19 protein-coding genes are annotated in these 24221 nt (G+C 39.7%); 8 read left to right on the plus strand and 11 right to left on the minus strand.

Going from position 1 to position 24221, the window contains the following annotated elements; genetic code table 11:
• Positions 1–2 precede the first annotated feature (2 nt).
• The 8 genes from IA57_RS08535 to IA57_RS08570 form a co-directional block, all read right to left on the minus strand.
• Positions 3–1391 (minus strand): tetratricopeptide repeat protein, encoded by a 1389-nt coding sequence (locus IA57_RS08535; protein ID WP_036122030.1) that lies wholly within the window; start codon positions 1389–1391, stop codon positions 3–5.
• A gap of 133 nt (positions 1392–1524) precedes the next feature.
• Positions 1525–2718 carry an aspartate aminotransferase family protein gene (locus IA57_RS08540; RefSeq protein ID WP_036122034.1) on the minus strand — a complete coding sequence of 398 codons (1194 nt, stop codon included), beginning with the start codon at positions 2716–2718 and terminating at the stop codon, positions 1525–1527.
• Between the two features lie 12 nt (positions 2719–2730).
• The gene (locus IA57_RS08545) at positions 2731–4557 is read right to left on the minus strand and encodes an OstA-like protein (RefSeq protein ID WP_229730306.1); all 1827 of its coding nucleotides are present in this window, start codon (positions 4555–4557) and stop codon (positions 2731–2733) included.
• Positions 4558–4660: 103 nt separating this feature from the next.
• Entirely contained in the window at positions 4661–5932 is a 1272-nt protein-coding gene (locus IA57_RS08550; protein WP_036122038.1) for an adenylosuccinate synthase, read from the minus strand.
• Positions 5933–5944: 12 nt separating this feature from the next.
• Positions 5945–6397: a Fur family transcriptional regulator gene (locus IA57_RS08555; RefSeq protein ID WP_036122040.1), complete on the minus strand. Its 453-nt coding sequence runs from the start codon at positions 6395–6397 to the stop codon at positions 5945–5947.
• Positions 6398–6423: 26 nt separating this feature from the next.
• Entirely contained in the window at positions 6424–8637 is a 2214-nt protein-coding gene (locus IA57_RS08560) for a RelA/SpoT family protein (protein ID WP_036122043.1), read from the minus strand.
• A 103-nt stretch (positions 8638–8740) separates the two neighbouring features.
• Positions 8741–10444 (minus strand): M56 family metallopeptidase, encoded by a 1704-nt coding sequence (locus tag IA57_RS08565; protein WP_036122046.1) that lies wholly within the window; start codon positions 10442–10444, stop codon positions 8741–8743.
• Positions 10444–10809 (minus strand): BlaI/MecI/CopY family transcriptional regulator, encoded by a 366-nt coding sequence (locus tag IA57_RS08570; protein WP_036122049.1) that lies wholly within the window; start codon positions 10807–10809, stop codon positions 10444–10446. Before IA57_RS08570 ends, IA57_RS08565 begins: the two co-directional genes overlap by 1 nt.
• A 166-nt stretch (positions 10810–10975) precedes the next feature.
• On the opposite strand from IA57_RS08570, the gene IA57_RS08575 reads away from it, so the two are divergent.
• The 8 genes from IA57_RS08575 to IA57_RS08610 all read left to right on the plus strand — a co-directional run bounded on the left by IA57_RS08575 (position 10976) and on the right by IA57_RS08610 (position 22504).
• On the plus strand, positions 10976–11926 hold the full coding sequence (locus IA57_RS08575) for a calcium/sodium antiporter (RefSeq protein ID WP_036122051.1): 951 nt from the start codon (positions 10976–10978) through the stop codon (positions 11924–11926).
• 374 nt (positions 11927–12300) lie between these two features.
• Positions 12301–14487 carry a glutamine synthetase III family protein gene (locus IA57_RS08580; RefSeq protein WP_036122054.1) on the plus strand — a complete coding sequence of 729 codons (2187 nt, stop codon included), beginning with the start codon at positions 12301–12303 and terminating at the stop codon, positions 14485–14487.
• Positions 14488–14685: 198 nt separating this feature from the next.
• Positions 14686–15864 (plus strand): AIR synthase related protein, encoded by a 1179-nt coding sequence (locus IA57_RS08585; protein ID WP_036122057.1) that lies wholly within the window; start codon positions 14686–14688, stop codon positions 15862–15864.
• Positions 15865–15893: 29 nt separating this feature from the next.
• Positions 15894–16859 carry a DUF3078 domain-containing protein gene (locus tag IA57_RS08590; protein WP_036122060.1) on the plus strand — a complete coding sequence of 322 codons (966 nt, stop codon included), beginning with the start codon at positions 15894–15896 and terminating at the stop codon, positions 16857–16859.
• A 187-nt stretch (positions 16860–17046) separates the two neighbouring features.
• Complete coding sequence (locus IA57_RS08595; protein WP_036122063.1) at positions 17047–19593, plus strand: adenosylcobalamin-dependent ribonucleoside-diphosphate reductase; 2547 nt, start codon at positions 17047–17049, stop codon at positions 19591–19593.
• A 194-nt stretch (positions 19594–19787) separates the two neighbouring features.
• Positions 19788–20864: a peptide chain release factor 1 gene (gene prfA / locus IA57_RS08600; protein WP_036122076.1), complete on the plus strand. Its 1077-nt coding sequence runs from the start codon at positions 19788–19790 to the stop codon at positions 20862–20864.
• A 34-nt stretch (positions 20865–20898) separates the two neighbouring features.
• Positions 20899–21720 carry an orotidine-5'-phosphate decarboxylase gene (pyrF, locus tag IA57_RS08605; protein WP_036122079.1) on the plus strand — a complete coding sequence of 274 codons (822 nt, stop codon included), beginning with the start codon at positions 20899–20901 and terminating at the stop codon, positions 21718–21720.
• Positions 21710–22504 (plus strand): ABC transporter substrate-binding protein, encoded by a 795-nt coding sequence (locus IA57_RS08610; protein WP_036122081.1) that lies wholly within the window; start codon positions 21710–21712, stop codon positions 22502–22504. Before pyrF ends, IA57_RS08610 begins: the two co-directional genes overlap by 11 nt.
• Before the next feature lie 16 nt (positions 22505–22520).
• Here IA57_RS08610 and IA57_RS12635 read toward each other — a convergent pair whose 3' ends face one another.
• The 3 genes from IA57_RS12635 to IA57_RS08620 all read right to left on the minus strand — a co-directional run bounded on the left by IA57_RS12635 (position 22521) and on the right by IA57_RS08620 (position 24011).
• Positions 22521–22685: a hypothetical protein gene (locus IA57_RS12635; protein WP_160171687.1), complete on the minus strand. Its 165-nt coding sequence runs from the start codon at positions 22683–22685 to the stop codon at positions 22521–22523.
• Positions 22686–22772: 87 nt separating this feature from the next.
• Positions 22773–22973: a Lacal_2735 family protein gene (locus IA57_RS08615; RefSeq protein ID WP_036122084.1), complete on the minus strand. Its 201-nt coding sequence runs from the start codon at positions 22971–22973 to the stop codon at positions 22773–22775.
• Between the two features lie 327 nt (positions 22974–23300).
• The gene (locus IA57_RS08620; RefSeq protein ID WP_036122087.1) at positions 23301–24011 is read right to left on the minus strand and encodes a DUF4197 domain-containing protein; all 711 of its coding nucleotides are present in this window, start codon (positions 24009–24011) and stop codon (positions 23301–23303) included.
• Between the last annotated feature and the right edge of the window lie 210 nt (positions 24012–24221).

Here is a 24221-nt window from a genome sequence, read left to right on the forward strand (position 1 = left end):
TACTAAAGCGAAGCATTTAATAAGTTTTTAACTTGTGGCTTATGTAGCATTTTAGGGAAAAGTTCCTCTAAGATAAAAATATAATCGCCGTTGTGGCTCAAGGCATTTTTTAAGTGGTAAATCCCTTTATCGGCTTCTTGTGTTAAATCGTAAAGCCCCGATAGGCGGTATTCTATCTCGGCATTTTCAGGATAAAATTCTTGGGCTTGTAGCAAATTGGTAATTGCCGCTTCGGGCTCGCCAAGTTTAAGTAAGATATCGGCTCTAAGAAGCCAAGTGTCTAATTCGTAGTTGCCCAGTTCTAGAGCTTTTTTGTAGCCGCGTTCGGCTTCTTCAAGCAGGTTTAACCTGTGGTTTATTTTGGCGTAATGTTTCCAGTAAAAAACGTTGTCGCCATCAATATTTATTGCCTTTTTAATATAGTATAAGGCCTTTTGGTAATTTTTTTGTTTGATGTAAAATTTGGTTATGGCAATCCAACCTTTGTCTAGCAAAGGGTCTTCGTGTACTGTTTTTTTGTAATATTGAATGGCCAAGTCTTTTTGCCCAAGTTTTTCATGGCAAAAACCAATTCTTAAAAGCGCAAAGGAGGTTGGGTCGTCTAGTTGCAAGGTGTACATATAGCACTCCAAGGCTTCGTTATAGCGTTTTAACTGCTCTAGTACCTTGCCTTTTTCAAGGTAGGCTCCAAGAAATCTATCGTCAGAGATTATTGCAAAATCAAAAGCAGCTAAAGCTTTTTTAAATGCTTTTGACATAAAGTATTGCTTGCCCAGTTGGTGCCATGCAACTTCGCAATACGGGTTGCTGTCTAGGTACATGTTAAGGTATTCTATGGCTTCGTTGTGTTGCTCCAGAAAATCGAAGCAGTACATAATGTTGTATAGGGCAGAGTAGTCTTCAAGATCGGTTTCTAGGCATTTCATGAAAAAATACTTCGCATCTTCAAATTGATCTAAAAACAAGTATTCCATGCCTATTAAGGAGTAAATGTCTGAAGCATCTTCGGCAAGCTCTAAGGCTTTCTTTAAAGCCGTTATGGCTTTGCCATGATTGTCTTGTTTAGAAAGAATGTTTGCTTTCTGGATATAAATTTCCTCGTTTAACGGTTCGAGTTCATGAAGCGCATTGAGTAAGTTGTCTGCAGGGCTTAGTTTGTTTTCGAAAATAAGCACTTCAACCTTAAATAATTTTAAGTTGGTCGATGATGGGTGCTGCTCAAGCCCTAGCTTAATCGCTTTTTTTGCTAATGCCACTTTACCTTGGGATAGGTAGTGGTGGATTATGTTCTCGAATTCTTCCGAATCAAAAAACAACACATGGTTGGTTTTTAACATGGATTCAAATTTGGTAAGCGGTAAATTGTTGTCTTCGTTATGACTTAATTCCATAAGCAATGGTGTGATTTACTCTAATAAATGTAGGGCACAATTTGTATGATACGATTTGTGAAGCACAAATGTTTTCAACATAATAATCAACAAATTGCGGCTCGTGTTTTCTTTTATTCTGTAAATCAGGTATTTATGTGTTTTGTTCGCGGTGTATTTCATCTAGTGTTTCTAGAATGATTTGGCAGCCTTTAACAATTTCTTCTTCTGAAATGGTTAGAGGTGGGGTAATTCGAATGGCTTTAGGCTCGAAAAGCAGCCAAAATAAGATAAGCCCCTTGTCTTTGCATCGAAGGATAACCTCGTTGGCAATGTCGCTAGAAGGTGTTATTGCGGCCAACATAAGGCCTTTTCCTCTTATGCTCTTAATAAGTGGGTGTTTTAAGTGGTTGTGTATAAGTTTTTCTTTGTTAAGGGTTTCTGGAATTAAGGTGCTGGTTGTCACCTCGTTTAAGGTGGCCAGGGCAGCCGCAGCAATAACAGGGTGCCCGCCAAAAGTGGTAATGTGGCCCAGTTTTGGAGCGTCGCTTAAAAGCGCCATAAGGTTGTTAGAGGCGGTAAAGGCGCCAATAGGCATGCCGCCACCCAACCCTTTTCCTGTAACAAGAATGTCTGGAATACAGTTAAAATGTTCGAATCCAAAAAGCTTTCCTGTACGCCCAATGCCGGGTTGTATTTCATCAAGAATTAATAAAGCGCCAACGGCTTCGCATTGTTTTTTAACCTTGCTAAGAAAGTCGTTCTCGGGCACAATAAAGCCTGCACCGCCTTGTATGGTTTCTAGTATAACGCAGGCGGTTTTTTGGGTTATTTTTTTTAAGTCGTTTTCGTTGTTAAATGTTATAAAGCTGGCCCCTGGAATTAAGGGTCTAAACGCTTGTTTACGCTCTTCGATGCCCATAACGCTCATGGCGCCCATGGTGTTGCCGTGGTAGGCTTTTTGGGCAGCGATAACTTCACTTCTTCCTGTGGCGCGCTTGGCAAGTTTAATGGCACCTTCTACGGCTTCGGTACCAGAATTTGTTAGGTAGGTTTGGTTTAAGCTTGCAGGTAGGTTTTTGGCCATAAGCCTTGTAAGGGCAACGGCCGGAGCTTGTGCGTATTCGCCATAAACCATAACATGCATGTGTTTGTCTACTTGCTGTTTTATGGCCTGGACAACTGCTGGATGGCCATGACCTAGCGTACAAGCCGAAACGCCTGCAACAAAGTCGAGGTGCGCCTTGTTTTGGGTGTCGTAAATGTACGATCCCTTGGCGTGTGAAACCTCCATGGCTAACGGATGGGGAGAGGTTTGGGCTTGGTATTTAAAAAAATCTGAAATCAAGGCTTTACGTAATTAGAGGGTGTCTTTATCCTGCTTTAATTGATCGATGACTTCTTTGGGAAGTTTTCGTGAGGTTTTCGGCCGCTTTTTCTGGATAGAAAGTTGTTTTTTAGGTTGTTTTCCAGTGTTTTTATCAGCGGCTTCAGCTTTTTCAATACGCTTTAGCATGGGGGCATCAAAAAAATCTTTTTGAGGCTCGTATGCGTCCAGCCCTTTTATTACCGGTAAATCCAGAGGAGGGTCGTCGCTAAATAGGTCGTCTACACTTTTGGGGCGTTCGTCTTCGCGCCAAACAAACCCTCGTAGTTTTCTAGCATTTTTAGGGAAAGCAGATTCGGGGTAAATCTTTGCATCAATTTGGTTGTAGCGGCTAAAACGTACCATTTCGCCATTTAAAAAGTTAATGCGTATGCGTCCCGATTTGGCCTTGTCTATTCCTATTAACTCTTGTTTGTCGTTTCTGGAGAAGAAAATCGATTCGGCATTTTTAATAAGGTCTACCTGCTTAAGCTTGTTTTTTTCATTAAACAAACCAACCAGTTCTTTGCCTTTTATTTGGTTGTAGTTGTCTTCGCTTATGGTATCCTTGCTAATTAAAAAAGCATCGTAAAACACAAGAAGCGAGTCTATTTTCTCTGTTTTCGGGTTGGAGATGATGTGAATGGTGTCGCCTGTCATTTGGTTGCCTTCGTTCCAGAGTATAGGTCTGCGTTTGCTGGCAAAGGCATCTTGCGAGTTAAGGTGGGCTAGATTAATAAGTTGTGTTAGCCCGCTTTTATGATCAACGTGAATGGAATCTGCTTTACCGCTTAAGTCGCTTTTGTAAAGTTTTACATTTTTAAAGGCCCTTGTTATTCTGTTCTCTGGGGTTCCGGTAACCATTAAGGTATCGGCATGCATATAAACCGAATCTTTTTCTTGAACGGTGATGGCCAAAGCGCGTTTGGTAATAAAAACCGAATCTTTGTTTTTGTAAACCTCGGCATAATGGCCTTTAATAAGGCTGTTGTTTGCGGTATCGGTAACCTTAATGTTGTTAGAGGCAGAGGCAAAACTCCTGTTGTTGTCGAAGTACATGCTATCGCCCTCAAAAATGCGACTGTCGTAGTCTATGCGTGTATTTTTAACGCCGTAGCCTTGTTTGTTTTCGGTGTCGTAAAACCCTCTTTCGCAGTAGGTTTTGCTGTCTGCTGTGGTTATGGTTGAAGGCCCATAAAGGTAAGCATGGCCGGTTTCGGTATAAAAATCGAGTTGTTGGGTGTTAATGTTGTAGTCTGGGTGTACCAAGATCACATCCTGAACAAATTGGTATTTGCTGTTATTCATATAATAACGTCCAATTTGGCTTGTTATGGTGCCAGACGAATCGCGAACTACGGTGCCACCACTTTTATAAAACGATTCCTGTTTAACACGGTCAAAATACAAAGTGTCTGTGGTAAGCCTGGAGTTGGGGTCGGTTAAAACCACATCGCCACTAGCAAAAGCGAGTTTGGTTTGCCCGCTATATTCCACATATTTGGCGTTCATGTTTATGGTGTCGCCTTGTTTCATTTTAACGTTACCGTAGGCTTCTATAAAATCCTCGTCGCTGTAAAGCAACGCTTGGTCGCACCACATGTTAACGCCTTCGTGAACAACATGTATTTGTTGCTTGTCGTCGCGAGTCATCACTTTTAATCCCGGACTTTCATGGTCGTTAAACTCTAAAAAGCCAGAATATTTTATCTGAATGCGCTTTTGTTCTTGGGCGTGGTTTGTTGCCGAAATAAGCAATAGGGCAAAAAGGCTAAAGAACAGGTGCTTGGTTATTTTCATTTGCCTTGAAATTTGCTTCAAAAATACGGATTTAAACGTTTTAAGTCTTGTTGTTATGATTTTTTTAATACGAAAAAGACCTGTTGGTAATAACAGGTCTTTGGGTTTTATAGGGTGTTATTTCTTATCTGAAAATGGTTTGCTTTCTGTCTGGGCCAACCGATACGATTTTAATAGGAATGTCCAATTCTTTCTCAAGAAAAGCGATATAATCATGAAGTTCCTTTGGAAGTTGTGAGGCATCGCTCATGCCTGTTAGATCGGCTTTCCAACCTTTCATTTCAGCATAGATAGGTGTTACGTTTTCTTCTTCAATATTGTAAGGCAGATGTGTTACGGTTTCGCCTTTATAGGTGTATGCCGTACAAACTTTTAGGGTATCGAAGCCAGAAAGTACATCGGCTTTCATCATCATTAATTGGGTTACACCATTAATTTGGCAGGCGTATTTTAAGGCTACTAAATCTAGCCAGCCACAACGTCTTGGTCTTCCTGTGGTGGCGCCAAACTCGTTGCCCACCTTTGCCATGGTTTCTCCATCCTTATCAAACAGCTCGGTAGGGAATGGGCCAGAACCTACACGTGTGGTATAGGCTTTAAAAATTCCGAAAACATCCTTAATTTTATTTGGGGCAACCCCTAAACCGGTGCAAGCTCCTGCAGCAGTCGTGTTCGATGAGGTTACGAAGGGATAGGTGCCAAAATCGATGTCTAGTAAAGACCCTTGTGCGCCTTCGGCCAAAATGGATTTTCCGTCTTCTTGTGCTTGGAACATGTAGGCTTCGGAGTCTATGAATTGTAGGGTTTTTAATTTTTCTACACTTTCAAAAAACTCAGCTTCCAGTTCGTCTAAATTATATTGAATGTCTACATTGTAAAAGGCAATCATGGCTTCGTGCTTGTTTGCTAAAGCGCGGTATTTTTCTTTCCAATCGGCCATTTCTAAGTCGCCCACACGAATACCGTTACGCCCTGTTTTGTCCATATAAGTTGGGCCAATGCCTTTAAGGGTCGAGCCAATTTTGGCTTTTCCTTTAGCTGTTTCGCTAGCAGCATCTAGCAGTCTGTGGGTTGGCAGTATAATGTGTGCTTTTCTCGAGATAAGCAGGTTTTTTTTGTAATTAACATCTTGCTCCTCTAGCTTTTCAAGTTCTTTTTTGAAAATTACAGGATCTATTACAACGCCATTGCCTACTAGGTTTGTGGCCTCGTCGTGAAATATGCCTGAGGGTATAGTATGAAGGACGTGTTTTTTGTTGTTAAAAACTAGGGTGTGCCCTGCATTAGGCCCACCTTGAAATCGTGCAATAATATTATATTTAGAGGTAAGAACATCTACAATTTTTCCTTTGCCTTCGTCTCCCCATTGTAATCCAAGTAGTAAGTCTACTGCCATTATGTAATTAGGTTAATTTGTTTTTTTTCGGTTACCGTAAAAGTAGAGTGAATGGTTTTTTATTTCGATATCAAAAACCTCTTCGATGGTTTTTTTTATGGATTGAATTCTGGGGTCACAAAATTCAATAACCTCCCCCGTATCTGTAAGAATCACGTGGTCGTGCTGTTTGTCGAAATACGATTTTTCGTAATGGGCCTGATTTTGGCCAAATTGGTGTTTTCTTACCAAGCCACATTCTAGAAGCAGCTCGATGGTGTTGTATAGTGTAGCCCGGCTAACCCTGTATTTTTTGTTTTTCATGGTTAGGTACAGCGACTCTATATCGAAGTGCTCTTCGCTATCGTAGATTTCTTGTAAAATCGCATATCGTTCTGGTGTTTTGCGGTGCCCGTTTTCTTCTAGGTAGGCCGTAAACACATTTTTAACGATTTCTTGGTTTTTTGAATCGGTTTTTACACTCATAATTTCACTGCAAAGTTACACTTTTTTTACACTCTTGATACTTTATCGATACCATTAATTTTTTTGAGGTTATCCATGAGTTTATTAAGCATGTTACTGTTTTTAACCACCACGTTAATCTTGCCTGTAAAAACGCCGCCGTCACTTTCAAAGCTGATACTTTTCATGTTAACATGCATGTTGGATGAGATGACTTGTGTAATTTGATTAACCAGCCCCATGTTGTCTATACCCGACAGCTTGATTTGCGTGGCAAACTCTTGTTGGGACGAGTCGATCCATTTTGCAGACATGATGCGGTAGGCATAATTAGATTGGAGGCTTACTGCGTTAGGGCAGTTTTTTTTATGCACTTTAAGCCCGTCGTTAATGGTTAAAAAGCCAAATACAGGATCTCCTGGAATGGGGTTGCAGCAGGAGGCGAGTTTGTAATCTAGTTTTTGTTCGTCTTTCCCAAAGACCAAGAGGTCGTACTTGTTGGTAATTTCGTCTTTTTCAATCTCTTCTTTGGGAAGGCTAGATTTTCTAACAATCTTGTTTTTAATGTAGCTAACCAGAGCATTGCTTCGTGAAGAGGCGTAGTCTTTAAGTTTGGTATTGTCTATTTTTCCTATGCCAACACGGTAAAATAGGTCGAGGCTGGTTTTAAGTTTAAAGTAATTTACCAGCTCGTTTACGGTGCGTTCGTTTAGGGTTATTTTAAGTTGTTTTAGTTTGCGTCTTAAAATTTCCTTGCCTTCTTCGGCAATTTCCTTCTTTTCGGCTTTTAAGAGCGACTTTATTTTGCTTCTAGCCTTGGCTGTAGTAGCGTATTCCAACCAGTTGGTGTTGGGTTTTATGGTTTCGGAGGTGAGTATTTCTATGCGGTCGCCACTTTTTAGAATGTGGCTTAAAGGGACTAGTTTTCCGTTAACCTTGGCGCCTCGTGTTTTCATGCCTACCTCGGTATGTATGCTAAAGGCAAAATCTAGCGGGGTGGCTCCTTTGGGCAAGGATTTTAAGTCGCCTTTTGGGGTGAACACAAAAATTTCTTTTGAATAGAGGTTGAGTTTAAATTGCTCTACAAAATCTACGGCATTCATCTCGGGGTTTTCCAAAGCGTCTTGAAGGCGGGATATCCAGATGTCTAGATTGTCGTCTTGTTGGGCGCCTTCTTTGTATTTATAATGTGCAGCGTAGCCTTTTTCGGCTATTTCGTTCATGCGTTCGCTTCTAATTTGGACTTCTACCCAGCGACTTTTTGGGCCTATTACCGTTATGTGTAAGGCTTCGTAGCCTGTAGATTTTGGCGAGGAGATCCAGTCTCTAAGCCTGGTTGGGTTTGGCCTAAAGTGATCGGTTACTATGGAGTAGATTTTCCAAGCTAGAAATTTCTCGTTTTCTACATCGCTTTTATAAATGATTCGTATGGCAAACTTGTCGTAAACTTCATCGAAACTAACGCCTTGGTTAAGCATTTTTCTTCTTATGGAAAAAATACTTTTTGGACGTCCTTTTATGTCGTAATTCAGTTTTTCTTTGTCTAATGCCGTTTTTATGGTGTTGCTAAAGGCTTCTATGTAGGCATCTTGCTCTTCCTTACTGTCTTCCATTTTAGTAAGGATGTCGTTGTATACTTCGGGTTCGGTATATTTTAACCCCAGGTCTTCTAGTTCTGTTTTAATGTTGTAAAGGCCTATTCTGTGGGCTAAAGGCGCGTAAATATAGAGCGTTTCTGAGGCGATTTTCACCTGCTTGTCTGGCCGCATCGAGTCCATGGTTAGCATGTTGTGCAGGCGGTCGGCAATTTTAATGATAATAACCCTAACATCATCGTTTAGGGTAAGCAGCATTTTCCTGAAATTCTCTGCTTGCAAGGAGATGTCTCCAGACTTGTTTAGAGAGGATATTTTGGTTAGTCCGTCTACAATGCGAGCAACGGTTTCGCCAAATAGTCGTTCTATATCGGCTAGAGAATAGTCTTCGTTGTCTTCTACCACATCGTGCAGCAAGGCAGCGGCAATAGAGGTAGCGTCCAACCCAATTTCTTGGGCGACAATTTTTGCCACGGCAATGGGGTGGAAAATATAGGCTTCTCCAGATTTTCGTCTTTGGTCTTTATGAGCGTCTAGGGCAACATCAAAAGCTTTTCTAATAAACTTTTTGTCATCCTTAGAAAGGTTGCGGTAACTTACACGAAGCAATTCGCGATAGGCTTTTGCAATGGCCGTGTTTTCTTTTTCTATATCCAATTCTGTCATACAACTAAAATAACATAAAGTATGTTAATGAACAACAGTTGTTTTAAAACAAAATAACCAGCGTTTTACGTGCTGGTTATTAAGTGTTAAGGGTTGGTTTTGGTTATTTTGTTGTGATAATGACAACGCCATTTTTGCCTTTGCTACCATATTTTTCTGTGGCTTTTTCTCCTTTTAAAACATTTATAGACTTAATTTCTGAAGGCGCAATGGCATCGGCCTTGGCTTTTGTGGTTTCTTTGCTGTTAAGGATGTATAGGGCATTTTGTAATTGAGAAAGGGTAACGGCCTGGTTGCCTCCGGTTTTTGTGATAACCTCGTACGTTTTGCCGTCTTGGTCTGTCCAAACGGTTTTGTCGGTGTCGTTGGTTGTCCAGGTGTTACCTTCACCTTTAATCACGATAATCTCTTTTTCGGGGTTGTCGCTGTCTGTGGTTTCGTTTTCAACTATTTTAATGATTTCTACATTTGTGTCGGTGTCTTCATCTACGTTAATTTCGATAATTTTTTTATCTCCAATAACCGTTTTTACATCATCGTTTGTTTTAATGATGATTTCTTTTTTAATTTTTTTGCCGTCTGCCGGAGCTACTACAAAAACCTGTTCGTCATTGCTGTCAAATTCGATGTCGACATTATGTTCGTCAATAATTGTTTTGGCGGTATTAATAGATAAATTTTCGTCTTGGCGGTTGTACGAAATTTTAATTGGGCTAATGGGTGTGCTGTTGTTAATGCTGTAATTGGCATTGGTGTTGTTGGTGCTTAAATCGATTTTTATAGCTGTGATTTCGCCCTTTTCGTTGCGTTTAATGTTTTTAAACTTGGCTTTAACGCCTTCTTTTTCTAGTTTGGATTTTAGCTTGTTTAAATCGGCGTCTGAAGATGCTTTGGTAATGATGAACAGCACGACCTCTTTGGTGCTTCTGTTTGTGGTTTCAGGTGTTGCTTTTTGGCTTGGTAAATAAACTTCTTTAGTGTTGAAGCTCATTAAGAAAAGCGCAAGCACCGGAAGGATTAACGCGTACTTTAAGGCATTTAGTTTGTTTGATTTTGATTTGTGTAACATAACGATTCGTTTTTTGATTAATGAATTGTAAAAATTATTGGCCATAGCCAATTGATGATTGTGAATGCTGGTTTTAACCATGAGCATTTGATAGCTTTTGTTGCAGTTGGCGTGTTGTTGTGCGTGCAAATCGGCTATAAATTCCAGGTTTTGTCTCACTTCTTTTTTGTACAGCCACATTAAGGGGTTCCACCATAATAGAATGGTAGCGATTTCTGTAACAATAACATCTAAAGAGTGCCATTGCTTGGCATGGGCTTTTTCGTGGTTTAAAATGTGTTCTATTTCGGTTTCGCTAAATTGTTTGGGGTTGTAAACAATCCAATTAAAAAACGAAAATGGCAAAGTGTCGGTATTTGTGGTAATAAGTTTGTAGCGGCCTTTGTGTTGTGAGGTGTTTTTACGCAGCACCTTAATTAAAGAAAAGGTTTCTATAATAAGTTTGGTTAAAAAGAAACATACGCCCGACAAATAGCCCCATGTTAAAATGGTAGTTATACTTAGGGATGATGGTGTGGTGGTCTTTTGTGTGAGATTGGTTGTAGCAAAGCCTTGTAGTGTGTAGTGGGGTTGTTCAATATATATAGGGATAACAAGGTAAGGGAGTGTAAAGGCCAAAAGCATGCCAGAGAATAAATACCAGCGGTTGCCATTAAAAAAGGTTTCGCGCTGTAACAGTATTTTGTAGCTTAGGTAAAAGACAACAACAATGGCCGATGATTTTAACAGATACTCCATTACAATTCTTTTTTGTTTTCTATTAAATGAATGATTTCCTTAAGCTCTTCTATGCTTATTTTTTCTTCTTTGGCAAAAAACGAAACAACATTTTTGTACGAGTTGTTAAAGTAGTTTTCGATAGCCGTGTTCATAAACTTTTTCTTATAAGCTTCTTTGCTAACAATAGGGTAGTACTGGTGGGTTTTGCCGTAGGCATTATAAGAGACATACCCTTTGTCTTCTAGGTTTCTAATTATGGTCGACAGGGTGTTGTAGTGTGGCTTATCGTGTGTTATGGCTGCAAGCACATCTTTTACAAAGGCTTTTTCTAGCTGCCATAGTATGTGCATGATCTCTTCTTCTTTGTTTGTTAATTTTTGCATGTGCTGTTTTTCTAACTGAAAACAAACGTATAACTATTTTTGTAGTTATACAACTGTATTAATAGTTATTTAACGAAAATTTTAGTTTTTATGTTAAACCAAAACTAAATATTATCTTCGCCGATTGAAAATGTAATGGCCCTTTTTGGGTGTTTAAAATTAAGTTATGAGTGTTGTTTGGGTCTTGTTAGGATTGCTGCTTTTGGTTGTAGGAGGGGAGTTTTTGGTGCGTTCATCGGTGGCGTTATCGTTTAAGCTTAAGCTTTCTAAATTGGTTATTGGTATGACGGTGGTTTCTTTTGCAACCTCCGCGCCAGAGCTATTGGTGAGTTTGCAAGCGGCGCTGGATGGGTCTTCCGATATTTCATTAGGAAACGTTATAGGGTCTAACATTGCAAACATTGGTTTGGTTTTAGGGGTTACCGCAATCATTTCACCTTTGGTGGTCGACAGGGACTTTTATAGACTAAACTGGCCCATGATGATGATTTTATCGTTGTTGCTTTATGTGTTTTTAAGGCATGATGGCCTTTTGAGTCAGCTTGAAGGAGTGTTTTTTATGTTGGCGTTGTTTGTGTTTTTAGTGGTGTTAATTAGAGACTCGAGAAAGAGCGCAGCGGTTAATTTAGAAGAGGTTGATGATACCCTGCAACAAACCTCTAATTTTAAAATACTCATTTGGCTTTTAATTGGAGCGGCTTCCTTGTATTATGGAAGCGAGTGGTTGGTAAATGGTGCAAAAGACTTGGCGCAATCGCTAGGGGTAAGCGAATATGCGATTTCGGTAACGGTAATCGCTATAGGAACTAGTGTGCCAGAACTGGCAGCCTCGGTAATAGCAGCCTTAAAAAAAGAGAAGGCCATTTCGTTGGGAAATTTAATAGGGTCTAATATTTTTAATATTGCTTCGGTTTTGGGGGTAACGGCCATTATTAAGCCTATTCAGGTTAATCCCAATACCCCAGAAATTTTGTCGACCAATATTTTTTGGATGATTGGCTTTGCGGCTGTCTTAATTCCAATGGTTTTTATTCCTAAACGGTTTGAAATAGGGCGCTTAAAAGGGTTTTTACTTTTTGGGGCTTATCTGGTGTTTATCCTAATTTCGGTGTTGTAGCCTAAACTTGCTGAACAAGATTGTTTGCGTGGCGCGGCATCTTAAATCCGTTTTTTTACTTCTAAATCTTTAAGTCCTTGTAATGGTTGTGTCTGTTAATAAGGTATTGGTTGACGCATTTATTTTTTGTTTGGCGCTATTTTGTAGGGCGATGAACACAATTTTAATTGAGTCTATTCAGATTTGTTTTTGATCAGGGTATTTTTTTAGGGGTGTGTTTGAGGTTTTTGTTCCTTTTCATTGAATCAGCCCTTGTTTTTTAGGGGTATTTTTGTTTTTAGTTGATTTTTTTAATAAAAAAATGTTTTTTTTTCTTTAATGCTAGTGTTTTGATGCTTAAGTTTGTGCCGTAATTAATTAAAATAAAAATAATTATGTCAACGCTAAGGTTTTATGCCATTAAAGAATCTTTAAATAGAAAGGCTATTAAAATTGAAGAGCCTAAAAGACGCTCAGAAGGTTTTGCTGCTAATGTGTTTAATCAAAACGCTATGCGACAGTATTTAACCAAAACTGCTTATGCTAGTGTAACAGATGCTATAGAGAAGGGGACGAAGATAGATAGAGATACTGCCGATCATATTTCTACAGGTATGAAAGAGTGGGCTATTTCTAAAGGAGCTACGCACTATACACACTGGTTTCAGCCGTTAACAGGTACAACGGCAGAAAAGCACGATGCTTTTTTCGAGCCTATTGGCGATGGTTTAGCGATAGAAAAATTTGGCGGCGGGCAATTGGTGCAACAAGAGCCCGATGCGTCTAGTTTTCCTAATGGTGGAATAAGAAACACCTTTGAGGCTAGAGGGTATACCGCTTGGGATCCCACATCTCCAGCATTTATTTATGGGACCACACTTTGTATTCCTACAGTTTTTGTGTCGTACACAGGAGAAGCCTTAGATAATAAAACGCCGCTTTTAAGAGCCTTGCAAGCCATAGATGCAGCAGCGGTTGATGTGTGTAAGTATTTCGATAAAAACGTTAAGAAAGTCAATGCGTCCTTAGGTTGGGAGCAAGAATATTTTTTAATAGACAGGGCTTTGGCGGTGTCAAGACCAGACATAACCTTAACAGGAAGGACTTTGTTGGGGCATTCGGCAGCTAAAGGCCAGCAGTTGGATGATCATTATTTTGGGAGCATTCCTAAGCGGGCGATGTCTTTTATGCAGGACTTAGAAAACGAGTGCTTGCTTTTAGGAATTCCGGTTAAAACACGACATAACGAGGTGGCACCAAACCAGTTCGAGCTAGCGCCAATTTACGAAGAGGCTAATTTGGCAGTTGACCACAACTCCCTTTTAATGGATGTTATGGAGCGTGTAGGTGAGCGTCACGATTTAAAAGTATTGTTGCACGAAAAGCCTTTTGCGGGTGTAAATGGCTCTGGTAAACACAACAACTGGAGTTTGAGTACAGATACGGGGATAAACTTACTTGGTCCGGGGAAGACGCCTATGAGCAACCTTCAGTTTTTAACCTTCTTCATAAATACAATTAAAGCTGTAATGGATAACGAGGAGCTGTTAAGAGCTTCTGTAGCTTCGGCTGGCAACGACCATAGGTTGGGTGCAAACGAAGCGCCGCCAGCTATTATTTCGGTGTTTATTGGAGAGCAGTTAACCAATGTTTTAAATGAATTGGAGCATGTAACCAATGGTAAATTAACGCCGCAGGAAAAAACCGACCTAAAACTTAATGTGGTTGGTAAAATCCCAGAAATTCTTTTAGACAATACCGACAGAAACCGCACCTCGCCATTTGCTTTTACAGGCAATAAATTTGAATTTAGAGCGGTAGGTTCTTTGGCAAACTGTGCAAACCCTATGACGGTTTTAAACACCATAGTGGCAAAGCAGTTAATAATGTTTAAAGAAGAGGTAGATGCGTTAATTAAGGCTAAAAAACTTAAAAAAGATGAGGCTATTTTCAATGTGCTAAGAGAGTATATTAAAGTGTCTAAACGTATCCTTTTCGAAGGAAATGGTTATAGTGAGGCTTGGGAGAAAGAGGCTGAAAAACGCGGTTTGAGTAATAATAAAACCACCCCCGAAGCACTAAAAGTAAAAGTGAGCGATAGGGTTGTTGCTTTGTTTGAGGAAATGGGTGTGATGAATAAGGTAGAGTCCAAAGCACGCTATGAGATAGAGATGGAAGAGTATGTTTTACGAATCCAGATAGAAGGCCGCGTGTTAGGTGATATTGCTAGAAACCATGTCGTGCCAATCGTTGTGAAGTACCAAAATGTGTTGATTGAAAATGTAAAAGGTCTTAAGGAGATTTATGGGGCAGGCTTTAAAAAGCACGCCAAGGAGCAGTTGAATTTAATCGAAGACATTTCAAGACGATTGGAGGTTATTAACTCGACCATAACGCAAATGATCGAAGAGCGCAAAAAGGCCAATAAAATTGAAGATGTAGAAGAAAAGGCCCATGCGTATTGCCATAAGGTAAGACCGTTGTTTCAAGACATACGCTACCATTGCGATAAATTAGAACTGTTGGTAGATGATAAGCTTTGGCCGCTAACCAAATATAGAGAGCTGCTGTTTACTAAGTAGTAAGCAAAAGTACTAGATAAACGTAGTAAAGGCGTTTGATAAAGATGTGTTCTGTCCTGAAAAAAAAGGGGGGGGAGGCAAGTCTTTGTTAAGCGCCTTTTTTTATGGATGTCTTGGGAGGGTTTTAATCGTTAAAACTAGCTTAATTTAAAGCAAAAATAAATTACAATGCTTACTTTTGTGCCTTAAAACCAGCCCATGAGTGAAGAAATAAGCAAAAGGTACTCGCAACGAGGTGTTTCTGCATCTAAAGAAGATGTGCACAGCGCCATTAAAAACATCGATAAAGGTTTGTTTCCAAAGGCCTTTTGTAAAATTGTTCCTGATTATTTAACCGGCGATCAAGATTATTGCTTGGTTATGCATGCCGATGGGGCGGGAACCAAAAGTTCCTTGGCCTATATGTATTGGAAGGAAACAGGAGATCTTTCTGTTTGGAAGGGCATTGCTCAAGATGCATTAATTATGAATGTTGATGATTTGTTGTGTGTAGGAGCGGTAGATAACATCATGCTTTCTTCAACCATAGGAAGAAATAAAAACGTGATTCCTGGCGAGGTAATTGCGGCAATAATTAATGGAACTGAGGCGCTTATTTCAGAGTTGGAAGCATTTGGTGTAACAATCCACTCAACAGGAGGCGAAACAGCAGATGTGGGCGATTTGGTGCGTACAATTATTGTAGATTCTACTGTAACGGCTCGTGTTAAACGCGATCAAGTTATTGATAATGCCAACATAAAATCGGGAGATGTTATTGTGGGGCTGGAGTCGTTTGGACAAGCAACCTACGAAAAAGCATACAATGGCGGTATGGGAAGCAATGGGCTTACATCGGCAAGACACGATGTGTTTCATAAATATTTAGCCGAAAAGTTCCCAGAAAGTTTTGATGGTGCTGTTCCTATGGATTTGGTGTATTCTGGAAATGTTAAATTAACCGATGCGGTTGAGGGTGTGCCAATAGATGCTGGGAAGTTAGTGCTTTCGCCTACAAGAACCTATGCGCCTATAATCAAGAAAATCTTGTCAAAATATAACAGTGCCGATATTCACGGAATGATTCACTGTAGTGGTGGTGCGCAAACTAAGATTCTTCACTTTGTTGAAAATTTACACATCATAAAAGATAATATGTTCGATGTTCCGCCGTTGTTTAAGCTTATTCAGCAGCAATCAGGAACCGATTGGAAAGAAATGTACCAGGTGTTTAACTGTGGGCACCGTATGGAATTGTACGTAAGTCCCGAGGTTGCCGATGATATTATTGCGATATCGAAAAGTTTTAACGTAAATGCCAAGGTCGTTGGTCGTGTGGCAGCATCCGATGAGAAAAAGCTAACCATAAAAAGCGATTACGGAACGTTTGAGTATTAATAATTAATAGTAGCAAAAGCATAAATTTTATGAAAAACCTCTTTTGTTTGTTTGTGTTATTTTTATCCGGTTATGTTTATGCGCAACCGGATTCTTTATTCTTTAAAGTGCCCGGGGGTAAAATCGAGGCGAAAGAAGGGACTTGGGTCCATAAAAATAAAGCAGGATTGGACATTAGTGAGGTGGCTTTTGTAAATTGGAATGCAGGAGGTAGTAATTCCATCTCGGCTTTGTTGAGTTTTGAGAGTCAATTAAAATATGAATTCCGTCATTTTTTCTGGACATCAACCCTGTTAACACGTTATGGTGTGAACAAGCAGCAAGAACAGGAAATGCGAAAAACCGACGATATTATCGACGTGAGTTCTGTGGTGGGCTACCGCAAAGACACATTAACCAACTGGTACTACTCGGCGCGCTTTAATTTTAAGTCTCAGTTTACCAATGGATATCATTATCCAGATAAAAACAAAGCCATTTCTAAGCTTATGGCGCCAGGGTATTTGTTTTTGGGAGGTGGTGCGGAATATGGCAAGAACATCGATAAATTTTCTAGTTACTTTTCGCCCCTAACCTTAAAGGCTACCTTTGTTTTAGATGATGAATTGGCAAACTTAGGATCGTTTGGGGTAAGGCCGGCAGAATATGATAGTGCCGGTAATTTAATACGAGAAGGGGAGCGGGTGAGGAAAGAAATAGGTGTGCTGTTTACCAATGCCTATGAAACCAAGCTTTTCGAGAACATTTCGGTAAAACATTTTGTGAGTCTTTATACCGATTACATTAACAACTTTGGGAATGTTGATATCGATTGGCAGGTAAACTTCGATTTTAAGGTAAACGATTTTGTACGCGCTACTTTGGGGTCGCATTTAAAGTACGACGACGATACCAAGGTTTTGGTAGAAACAGATGTGGCTGGAGAGTATGAGGAAGAAGGTGCTACGGTACAATGGAAGCAGCTGTTAGGTGTGGGGGTTGTTGTTGATTTTTAGTCTTCTTATGTTTTTAAAACTTTTTAAAAATTGTTAACTTTTCTGTGTTGATAAATTTTTAATCTTCTATCTATCAGCACATTAACAATTGGTTATTGATAACTTTATAGTTTCGGTTGTTTTTTTAATTGGTTTTTTTGTTAAGTTCACACTTTAATTCTAATCCATTAAAAAACCAAAAGTCACTATGAGTACCAATACAGTCACAACACAAAAAAAAACGTACACACAGCAGCAAGCTTTTGAAGCTGCGGTGGAGTATTTTAACGGTGATGATTTGGCAGCGCGCGTATGGGTAAATAAATATGCTTTAAAAGATTCTGAAGGGCATATTTATGAGCTTACACCCAACGATATGCATAAGCGTATTGCCAAAGAAATTGCCAGAATTGAAACCCGTTATCCAAATCCAATGTCAGAGGAGGAGGTGTTTCAGCTTATTAAGAATTTCAAATACATCGTCCCTCAAGGCAGCCCAATGGCGGGTATTGGTAACCCCTACCAAATGGCCTCCTTATCTAATTGTTTTGTAATTGGTAACGATGGCGATTCTGATTCTTATGGAGGAGTCATGAAAATCGATCAAGAGCAGGTGCAGCTCATGAAACGCCGCGGGGGCGTTGGCCACGATTTGTCGCACATAAGACCCAAAGGCAGCGCTGTTAAAAACTCAGCCTTAACATCAACTGGGATTGTACCTTTTATGGAGCGATATTCCAATTCTACAAGAGAGGTTGCTCAAGACGGTAGGCGAGGTGCTTTAATGTTGTCGGTGTCCATAAATCATCCAGATTCAGAAGATTTTATCGATGCTAAAATGGAGCAGGGCAAGGTAACTGGAGCCAATGTGTCTGTACGTATAGACGATGGCTTTATGCAGGCTGTTAAAAACAATGCCGACTACACACAAAAATACCCGGTTTTTAGTAGCAATCCTAAGGTTTCAAAAACGATTAAAGCCGAAAAACTTTGGAAAAAAATAGTGCATAACGCATGGAAATCAGCAGAACCGGGCATCCTGTTCTGGGATACCATAACCCGCGAATCGGTTCCAGATTGTTATGCCGATTTAGGCTATAAAACCGTATCGACCAACCCTTGTGGCGAAATTCCTTTATGTCCATACGATTCTTGTCGCCTATTGGCCATTAACTTGTTCTCTTATGTAGAAAACCCTTTTACGGCTCAGGCAACGTTTAATTTCGATCTGTTCAAAAAACACGTGGCTTACGCACAGCGTATCATGGACGACATTATAGATTTAGAGCTGGAAAAGATAGATGTGATTATTAAGAAAATAGATGATGACCCCGAATCTGATGAAATAAAAGGCACCGAGCGCCGCTTGTGGATGAACATTAGAAAAAAGGCAGAAGAAGGAAGAAGAACGGGAATAGGTATTACGGCAGAAGGCGATATGTTGGCAGCTCTAGGAATTCGTTATGGCTCTGAAGAAGGAAATGCTTTTTCTGTAGAGGTTCATAAAACCTTGGCTATAGCAGCCTACAGAGCTTCGGTATATGCTGCTAAAGAGCGTGGAGCATTTGCCATTTTTGATGCCGAGCGCGAAGCGGAAAACCCATTTATCCAACGCTTAAAAGAAGCCGATGAGAAATTGTATTACGAAATGTTGGAGTATGGCAGACGAAACATTGCCTTGTTAACCATTGCGCCAACAGGTACGACAAGCTTAATGACACAAACCAGTTCTGGAATCGAGCCCGTGTTTATGCCGGTGTATAAAAGACGAAGAAAAGTAAATCCAAACGATAAAGATGTGCGTGTGGATTTTGTTGATGAAGTAGGAGATTCTTGGGAAGAGTATGTGGTGTTCCATCATAGGTTTAAGCAATGGATGGAAGTTAACAACATAAAAGTAGACGATAATTGTCCGCAAGATGAGCTGGATGCCATAGTAAAACAATCGCCGTATTACAAGGCAACATCCAACGATGTAGATTGGTTGAGCAAAGTGAGTATGCAAGGGGCGGTTCAAAAATGGGTAGACCACTCAATAAGTGTAACCATTAACCTGCCAAACGATGTGTCTGAAGATTTGGTGGGCGAATTGTATTTGAAAGCCTGGGAAGTAGGCTGTAAAGGAGTAACCGTTTATCGTGATGGATCGCGATCTGGAGTGTTAATTTCTAACGACGACAAAAAGGAAGAGACAGAATCGTTAACCGATTTCCCGACCAAACGACCGCAAACCTTAGAGGCAGAAGTGGTTCGTTTTCAAAATAATAAGGAAAAATGGATTGCTTTTATAGGATTAATAGATGGTAAGCCCTACGAAATCTTTACAGGTTTGGCTGATGATGAAGATGGTATTTTAATGCCACGCTGGGTAACAGGAGGTTTAATTATAAAAAACAGAAACGAAGATGGGAGCTCGCGATACGATTTTCAATACCAAAACAAACGCGGGTACAAAACCACAATCGAAGGGCTTTCGCATAAGTTTGATCCGGAGTACTGGAACTATGCCAAGCTAATATCCAGTACCTTGCGCCACGGTATGCCAATAGATAAAATTGTAGATTTAATTAACAGTTTGCAGTTGGATAGCGAATCTATTAATACCTGGAAGAATGGTGTGGGACGTGCCTTAAAACGTTATGTAGAGGACGGAACAAAAGCAAAAGGAACGTGTTCTAATTGTAATTCAGACAAGGTAGTTTATCAAGAAGGCTGTTTAACCTGCCAAGATTGTGGCTCGTCTAAATGTGGATAAACACATTGTTGCTATAAAACTTTTAAAAAGGGCGCTCTTAGGTGCCCTTTTTTTATACCAACGCGTCACAGTAGTTAATGTTTTTGGTGATGTAGGGTTAAGGCATTTTAAGTGGTGATATGGTTTAATGTTGCTTGGGGGTGTTTGGCAATTCATAAATTATCGTATTTTTGCCCAACTAATAAAACAGGTAGATGTTAGAGAAGTTAGAAATAGTTAAACAACGCTTTGATGAGGTTAGCGATTTAATTATCCAACCGGATATTATTGCCGACCAAAAGCGTTACGTTCAATTAAATAAAGAGTACAAGGACTTAAAAGTCTTGGTCGATAAACGCGAGGAATACAAAACAATTTTAGATAGAATTGCCGAGGCTGAAGAGATTATTAGCGATGGTAGCGATGCTGAAATGGTAGAAATGGCCAAGATGCAAATGGATGAAGGCAAAGAGCGAATTCCGCTTTTAGAGGATGAAATTCGATTTTTGCTTATTCCTAAAGACCCGGAAGATGCCAAGAACGCAGTAGTAGAATTACGTGCCGGAACCGGTGGTGATGAAGCGAGTATTTTTGCCGGGGACTTGTTTAGAATGTATACCAAATATTGTGAAAGCAAAGGGTGGAAAGTTAGCACCGTAGATTTTAGCGAAGGCACTAATGGTGGCTTTAAAGAAATCCAATTCGAGGTTGAAGGTGATGATGTTTACGGAACTTTAAAGTTCGAGGCAGGTGTACACCGCGTGCAGCGTGTTCCGCAAACCGAAACGCAGGGGCGAGTGCATACCAGTGCAGCAACGTGCATGGTGTTTCCAGAAGCCGAGGAGTTTGATGTAGAAATCGACCCTAAAGATGTGCGTATCGATTATTTCTGTTCTTCAGGGCCTGGAGGGCAATCGGTAAACACCACTTATTCGGCGGTTCGTTTAACACATACACCAACAGGATTGGTAGCCCAATGTCAAGATCAGAAATCGCAACACAAAAACAAGGAGAAGGCCTTTAGGGTATTGCGCTCTCGTTTGTACGATTTAGAATTGGCTAAAAAACAAGCAGAAGAAGCCGCAAAACGTGGGAGCATGGTAACTTCTGGCGATAGAAGTGCTAAAATTAGAACATACAACTACCCGCAAGGGCGTGTTACCGATCACAGAATAAACCTTACCCTGTACGATTTACAGAACATCATTAATGGTGACATACAAAAAATTATAGATGAATTGCAGTTGGCCGAAAATACCGAAAAACTAAAAGCTAGCGACGAAACAATTTAAACAACAAGCCTCATTTTGGGGCTTTTTTTATAAGATGACAACACAAGAGCTAATAAACCAGATTAAAGTAAAAAAATCCTTTTTGTGTATAGGATTGGATGTCGATTTAAATAAAATACCGCCACACCTTTTAAGTGAAGAAGATCCTATATTTGCTTTTAATAAAGCCATTATCGATGCAACACACCACCTGGCGGTGGCCTATAAACCCAATACGGCATTTTACGAAGCTTATGGTGTAAAAGGGTGGGAATCCCTCGAAAAAACCATAGCGTATCTAAATGCAAATCACCCAGAAATGTACACCATTGCCGATGCAAAACGTGGCGATATAGGGAATACAAGTAAAATGTATGCCCAAGCATTTTTTGAGGATCTGGGGTTTGATAGTGTTACCGTTGCACCCTATATGGGAAAAGATTCGGTAGAGCCTTTTCTGTCGTTTAAAAACAAGCATACCATTTTATTGGCGCTAACCTCTAATGCGGGCGCCTTCGATTTTCAAACTCAAGAAATAAACGGTAAAGAACTTTACAAACAGGTGTTAGAAACATCTAAAACTTACGAAAACTCTGAAAATTTAATGTATGTGGTTGGTGCTACCAAGGCTGAATTTTTAGCAGAAGTTAGGCAGATTGTTCCCAGCAGTTTTTTATTGGTGCCTGGTGTTGGAGCTCAAGGTGGCGACCTAAAAAGTGTTTGCAAATACGGCATGTCCCCAAACGTTGGACTGCTTATAAACTCATCAAGAGGCATTATATATGCGTCTAATAACACTGATTTTGCACAAGCGGCTGCCATAAAAGCTAAAGAACTTCAGCAGCAAATGGAAGAGATCCTGAATCATGCAGGTTAAGGATCAATTGCAAAGAACATTGGTTTTTTCAAAGCCTCCAAGGCGAATTGTTTCTTTGGTGCCTAGCTTAACAGAGCTTATCTGCGATCTGGGGCTAAAACAGTCTTTGGTAGGGGTTACAAAGTTTTGTGTACATCCAGAATCCATTAGAACGCAAGCAGACGTTGTAGGAGGAACCAAGCAGGTTCATTTTAATAAAATTAAGGCCTTGCAGCCCGATGTTATTCTGTGCAATAAAGAAGAAAATACCAAAGCACTTGTTGAAAGCTGTGCCGAGATAGCACCTGTTCATGTAAGCGATCTTAATAATCTGGACGATTGCTTGGAGCTAATAGGGATGTATGGCGATCTTTTTGAAGTGGAGCCTAAGGCCTTGAAGCTGGTTAGTGCTATTGAGGAGGCTCACCGTAATTTTAAAGCATTTATAAAGAACAAGGTATCGTTAAAAGTTGCTTATTTTATTTGGAAGGATCCTTGGATGGTAGCGGCGCAAAATACGTTTGTAGATTGCTTGCTAAAGCTAAATGGCTTTGAGAATGTGTTTGCTAATTTAGAGCGGTATCCAGAAATTGCTTTGGATGATATTGAACTTAAAGAGGCCGATTTGATCTTGCTGTCTAGTGAGCCTTACCCGTTTAAAACAGCGCATAAAATGACCTTAGAAAAACAATTTCCAAAAACTAAGGTGTTGTTGGTAGATGGCGAAATGTTCTCGTGGTATGGATCAAGGTTGCTTAATGCGTTCGATTATTTTAGGCATTTGCACAAACACGGGTTGCATTAAGGTAACATTCAAATGGTTAGTTTATGGGTTTTGCAACACAGTAACTGTTAAGGCCTAGTTTTTTAGATAAGTCCAATGTAACCTCAGAAAGACTTCCTTGTAATCTTTCGGCGCTTTTGGCCATGCTGCTTTTGGTTGGTTTGGATGTAATTTTTCCTACTTTACAAAATTGGTTTTTCATACGTAATCTTTTTTCTTGGGTTTATTTGTAATTACGTAATAATAAAGCGCTTAGATGTAATGTAAAGGTTAAAGTTATTATAAATAATTATAACATACTTTTTTTAAGAGCATCCCGATCCAAATATTTTAGCTTATTAAGCTTGTTAAGCAACTTAATGGCCCGGTATTCTGAAAAATCGCTCTCTGCAGAATCTGTTTGCCTTAGGTTATAGGCTTGTTCTACGAGTTCTTTGTATTTGGTTAGGAGCTTGCTTTTCTGGTGTTTTATGTCCTTAGTATTTCCCATGGCTGAATAGTTGAATATAAATATATTTAAAATTTTGAGATACAGCAAGTTGTGATTAAATATTGTTGAAAAAAAAATCGACCCCGCAAAAGAGTCGATTTTTCCAACTAACTAACTTGTACTAATCCAAATGTCTTAAATGAAGAAATGTTCCATCGATTTTGAAATACGGGGCAAAAATACGGTTTTAAGGCAAGGCTAGTGTTATGCAAACATTAGCTTTAGATTAAGGAAGCATAAACAATACAGCCAAAACACAAGGCATACAAAAAGAGCCTAATGCTTTTTTAAAAAGCATTAGGCTCTAAATAACGATAGGTTTTTTTGTTAATCCTGTAGTGCAAATACTTTTCTAAGCAGATCTGTTGTACGTGAAGATACCTTTGTTCGTATTTCTTTTTCTTCAACGGCAATCATTTTGTAAACGCCTTGTAGGGCTTCGCCAGTAACATAGTCTGTTAAGTCTGGGTTTACATCGGTGGTAAACGGTATGCTGTTGTATTTGTTTATTAGGTTGCTCCAGATTTGATCGGCACCAACCTTAGCAAAAGAGGTGTTTATTACAGGATGAAACTTATTGTATAAGGCTGTTTGCGTTTTCGAAGTTAAATACTGTGTTGCCGCATCGTCGTTCCCAAGCAGGATGTTTTTAGCATCGGCAAAGGTGATGTCTTTTACGGCGCTTACAAAAATAGGTGTGGCTTCTTTTACGGCATCCTCGGCGGCACGGTTTAGGGCTTTTATACCTTCGTCGGCCAGATTGTCTAAGCCTATATCACGTAAACCTTTTTCAACTTTTTTTAATTCTTCGGGAAGCACGATTTTAACCAGTTCGTTTCTGTAAAATCCGTCTTTTTGGGTAAGCTTTGTAACTTGCTCATCAATACCTTTATCTAAGGCTTGTCTTAGGCCAGAGGCAATATCGTCATTACTTATTCCTACAGTGGTGGTGTCTGGTAGTTGTTCTACAACTTGCTGAAGTTCGGCACAACTAAAAAAAGAAATCATTAAAAAGAAGGTGAGTAATTTACGGGACATAATATGTTGTTTTTTTATTTTTCAAAGATAACTTTTTTGCCCATCTATTTTGTTTTTGCAAGTATTAAAATAGCAAAGCCGGTGTTTGTAAATAGAATAACCATACATAAAGCTACAGCTTTACATTTGTTTTGGATGCTGCCGATTTTGTAGGAAGTTGATTTAAAATGTTTTTTACCGTTTTGTTTAAAGGCTTATAAAATAAAAAGG

The sequence above is a fragment of the Mangrovimonas yunxiaonensis genome (assembly GCF_000733475.1).
GTDB classification, from domain to species: domain Bacteria; phylum Bacteroidota; class Bacteroidia; order Flavobacteriales; family Flavobacteriaceae; genus Mangrovimonas; species Mangrovimonas yunxiaonensis.

Coding starts and splice junctions, on each gene's coding strand:
- IA57_RS08560 (WP_036122043.1), bottom strand. CDS start 8,637: ATGACAGAATTGGATATAGAAAAAGAAAACACGGCCATTGCAAAAGCC.
- IA57_RS08580 (WP_036122054.1), top strand. CDS start 12,301: ATGTCAACGCTAAGGTTTTATGCCATTAAAGAATCTTTAAATAGAAAG.
- IA57_RS08615 (WP_036122084.1), bottom strand. CDS start 22,973: ATGGGAAATACTAAGGACATAAAACACCAGAAAAGCAAGCTCCTAACC.
- IA57_RS08550 (WP_036122038.1), bottom strand. CDS start 5,932: ATGGCAGTAGACTTACTACTTGGATTACAATGGGGAGACGAAGGCAAA.
- IA57_RS08595 (WP_036122063.1), top strand. CDS start 17,047: ATGAGTACCAATACAGTCACAACACAAAAAAAAACGTACACACAGCAG.
- IA57_RS08610 (WP_036122081.1), top strand. CDS start 21,710: ATGCAGGTTAAGGATCAATTGCAAAGAACATTGGTTTTTTCAAAGCCT.
- pyrF (WP_036122079.1), top strand. CDS start 20,899: ATGACAACACAAGAGCTAATAAACCAGATTAAAGTAAAAAAATCCTTT.
- IA57_RS08575 (WP_036122051.1), top strand. CDS start 10,976: ATGAGTGTTGTTTGGGTCTTGTTAGGATTGCTGCTTTTGGTTGTAGGA.
- IA57_RS08535 (WP_036122030.1), bottom strand. CDS start 1,391: ATGGAATTAAGTCATAACGAAGACAACAATTTACCGCTTACCAAATTT.
- IA57_RS08565 (WP_036122046.1), bottom strand. CDS start 10,444: ATGGAGTATCTGTTAAAATCATCGGCCATTGTTGTTGTCTTTTACCTA.
- IA57_RS08620 (WP_036122087.1), bottom strand. CDS start 24,011: ATGTCCCGTAAATTACTCACCTTCTTTTTAATGATTTCTTTTTTTAGT.
- IA57_RS08570 (WP_036122049.1), bottom strand. CDS start 10,809: ATGCAAAAATTAACAAACAAAGAAGAAGAGATCATGCACATACTATGG.
- IA57_RS08555 (WP_036122040.1), bottom strand. CDS start 6,397: ATGAGTGTAAAAACCGATTCAAAAAACCAAGAAATCGTTAAAAATGTG.
- IA57_RS12635 (WP_160171687.1), bottom strand. CDS start 22,685: ATGAAAAACCAATTTTGTAAAGTAGGAAAAATTACATCCAAACCAACC.
- prfA (WP_036122076.1), top strand. CDS start 19,788: ATGTTAGAGAAGTTAGAAATAGTTAAACAACGCTTTGATGAGGTTAGC.
- IA57_RS08590 (WP_036122060.1), top strand. CDS start 15,894: ATGAAAAACCTCTTTTGTTTGTTTGTGTTATTTTTATCCGGTTATGTT.
- IA57_RS08585 (WP_036122057.1), top strand. CDS start 14,686: ATGAGTGAAGAAATAAGCAAAAGGTACTCGCAACGAGGTGTTTCTGCA.